This is a genomic window from Microcystis sp. M169S2 (genome assembly GCF_020245865.1).
GTDB lineage: Bacteria > Cyanobacteriota > Cyanobacteriia > Cyanobacteriales > Microcystaceae > Microcystis > Microcystis ichthyoblabe_A.
Genome location: NZ_JADBUB010000168.1, coordinates 1 through 3,313 on the forward strand (window position 1 = coordinate 1; position 3,313 = coordinate 3,313).

2 protein-coding genes are annotated in these 3,313 nt (G+C 49.1%); one reads left to right on the forward strand and one right to left on the reverse strand.

Features of this window, described 5'->3' with window-relative positions:
- Positions 1–757 (reverse strand): calcium-binding protein (locus IM485_RS16375; RefSeq protein ID WP_502882192.1); only part of this gene is annotated, 757 nt, incomplete at its 3' end.
- Between the two features lie 626 nt (positions 758–1,383).
- Between IM485_RS16375 and kdpA the strand changes: the two genes are divergently transcribed.
- Positions 1,384–3,129 carry a potassium-transporting ATPase subunit KdpA gene (kdpA, locus tag IM485_RS16380; protein WP_287744369.1) on the forward strand — a complete coding sequence of 582 codons (1,746 nt, stop codon included), beginning with the start codon at positions 1,384–1,386 and terminating at the stop codon, positions 3,127–3,129.
- Positions 3,130–3,313: the final 184 nt, after the last annotated feature.

The following is a 3,313-nucleotide window of genomic DNA, read 5'->3' on the forward strand; positions in this document are numbered from 1 at the left end:
CATTACCACCATAAAGTTCATCATTACCAGCTTCACCATTTAAGGTGTCATTACCATCTCCACCATAGAGACCGAAATAATTCTCGAAGTCGTAATAATCACCATCATTCCCCGCTCCTCCAGACAAAAGATCATCTCCATCTCCTCCTTCTAGGCGGTCTTGTCCCCCCAAACCACTTAAAGTATCATTGCCATCTAACCCAGAAATATTATCACTGTCAGAAGTTCCCGTAATATTATCATTCCCATTAGTTCCCGTAAAATTTGCCTGTTCTACTTCAATAATTTCACCATTTACTATAATTGTTGTCTGGTCATTCTCGGCTCGTAAAGCGTCTAAAATTGCCACATCCAGACTATTTCCTTGAACCAACTCCGCAAAAATTGCCCCCTCATCTCCAGCGCTATCCACCGGATTAATTTGAGCATCCACATAATGCCCAATTTCTTCTAAAATTACATTAACTATCGCTGCTGACGAAGCCGTATTTAAAAAAGATGCTGATAGATAAATCTTATTGGTACTGCTGGAATAGGCCCCTTTTGCCGTCCCTAAAACCTCATCACTAAGTACCTCAATCGGGGGAATTTGACTAAAATTTCGGCTTTTCCACTGCTGTCGTAATTGCGTCGCTTTAACCACATCATAACTTGCGCCAAAAGCGGTTTCTAAATTCGCCCAAAAATCATCAGATTGAGCAAAATCGAACAAAACATCGTCAACAACAGGAAGAATCGGCAAAAGATAAGAAGTCATGACGTTAACTGCAAAAGTTTATTGCTAATAGTTTTAGCTCAACAATACCCAATCTTTCAAGACCCCTGTAACAGAAATTAACATTTATTACAAGAAAACGGGTTTCTCGAAGAAACCCGTTTTCTGCGATGAAGTTTGCATAATTATTCCCGTTTGTTCAGCGACTTGTGACGTAAAATCTTAGGAGTCACTGATAATTGCTGATTGTCAGTATTTCTGCATAAGTAGGTAGGCGTTAAAAGTTGTCAGATCCCCCCGCCTATCGGCACCCCCCTTATCAAGGGGGGCAGGGGGGATCGAACCTAAAATCCATTTTTAATTTAATTATAACCAGCTACTTAAGTGCGTAAAAGCTGATAGGATAACGAACGGAAAAAATACAGATTGTCAAGACGCGACAAATCGCTATAATCATCCCAGCAGAGGCGATAGTAATACCTCGATCATCCACTGGTTAACGATCGCTAATGATTAGACAAACTTGGTTTTCTCAAGCGGTTTCGAGACAGCGAACCCGTGATTTTCCCGGTCGATCATGGACGGTGAGCTTGTCGAATCCGTTGATCGAGCCTCCACATTTCGACAAGCTCAATGACCACTTGGCTTTTTTTGGAGTTGATCGAACCATGTTGCAAGGATGGATTCAAATCGCGCTCACGATCCTGATAATTGTGGCGATCACCCCCTTTTTCGGGCGCTATATGGCTAGGGTGTTCATGGAACAGAGAACCCTGCTTGACCCACTGTGCGATCGAGTCGAGAGTCTTCTTTACAGCTTCGTCGGGGTGAAAGGGAAAGAGAATATGACTGGCTGGCAGTACCTCCGCGCCGTTCTCTACAGTAACGCGGTAATAGCAATTCTGGTTTTTTCCCTGATTGCGGGCCAAGGAGTCCTTCCCCTCAACCCGACGGGGATCCCCGCCCCCCCTTGGGACACCACGCTACATACGACGATTTCCTTTATCACCAACACCGACCAACAGCATTATTCTGGAGAAACCACCCTCAGCTACGCGAGTCAGATCTGGGGTCTTGGCTACCAGATGTTCACCTCGGCTGGAACCGGTCTAGCGGTGGGGATCGCCTTTATTCGGGGACTGACGGGGCGACCGTTGGGCAATTTTTATGTGGATCTGATCCGAGCGATCACCCGTATCCTCTTACCGATCTCGATCGTGGGGGCAATTGCCCTGATCATCGCCGGAGTACCAGAAACCCTCGCAGGCCCGGCGATCTTGCCGACGCTAGAAAACCCCAACCTGAGTCAGGCGATCGCCCGTGGTCCAGTGGCCCACTTCGAGATTATTAAGGAATTGGGAGAAAACGGCGGCGGCTTTTTTACCAGCAACTCGGCCCACCCCTTGGAAAACCCGAACGGATTCGTCAATCTGGTGCAGTTGGTGGCGATTCTCTCGATTCCCACCTCCCTGATCTATACCTACGGTGTTTTCGCCGATAATCTCAAGCAAGCTCGATTAATCTATCTAATTCCCCTCGGTATCTTCATCGGCTTTACGATCATCACAGCGATCGGGGAATATAACGGCAACCAGGCGGTTAACTCCCTGCTAGGGGTCGATCGAGCGGTTAACTTCGAGGGTAAAGAAGTACGCTTCGGTTGGGCGCAATCGGCCTTGTACGCGGTAACTACCACGGCCACCATGTGCGGTGCGGTGATCGCCATGCACGATTCTTTGATGCCGAACGGCGGCTTCGCCACCCTCTCGAATCTGTTCCTGCAAATCGTTTTCGGCGGCCAGGGAACCGGCACCGCCTACCTGTTTGCCTATCTAATCCTGGCGGTATTCGTCACCGGGCTAATGGTGGGAAGAACCCCCGAATTGTTCGGGCGCAAAATCGAGAAACGGGAAGTGGTGTTAGCCAGTTTTTTAATTCTGCTGGTTCACCCGATCGCCATCCTCATCCCCGGAGCGATCGCCCTTGCCTTTCCCGACTTTCAAGGCATCAGTAACCCCGGCTTTCACGGATTATCTCAAGTCATCTACGAGTACGCTTCCGCCGCCGCCAATAACGGATCGGGCTTCGAGGGACTAGGAGATTCCCAACCCTCGCCGATCGCGATTGCAGCTGGGGCGAAACCGACGATTACCGCTCTCTGGTGGAATCTCAGCGCCTCCTTTAGTTTACTGGCTGGACGGTATATCCCGATCGCTGCCCTGCTCTTGTTAGCCGATGGGATGTCCCGCAAACAACCGGTTCCCGCCACCACCGGAACCCTCCGCACCGATACCGGACTCTTTACCAGCGTGACGGCGGGGGTGATTTTAATTCTCGGTGCGCTCACTTTCTTGCCGATATTAGCCCTCGGGCCGATTGCGGAAGCCTTTCAAATCACCAGGATGATCGGCTAGGAGTTTAGACAGGGTTTGCGGCAAAAAGTTTTTCCGGGGGGTAGGGTGTGGGGTGTGGGGTGTGGGGTGTGGGGTTTTACCAGTTTTGAGGTGGCCAATTACCTAATTTTCAGGGAAAAAGTGCCTAAATTTCCCCCCGATCACTCCCATATCCAGTACTTTTTGATTGACAAAAGGTCTAAAA

Coding starts and splice junctions, on each gene's coding strand:
- kdpA (WP_287744369.1), top strand. CDS start 1,384: ATGTTGCAAGGATGGATTCAAATCGCGCTCACGATCCTGATAATTGTG.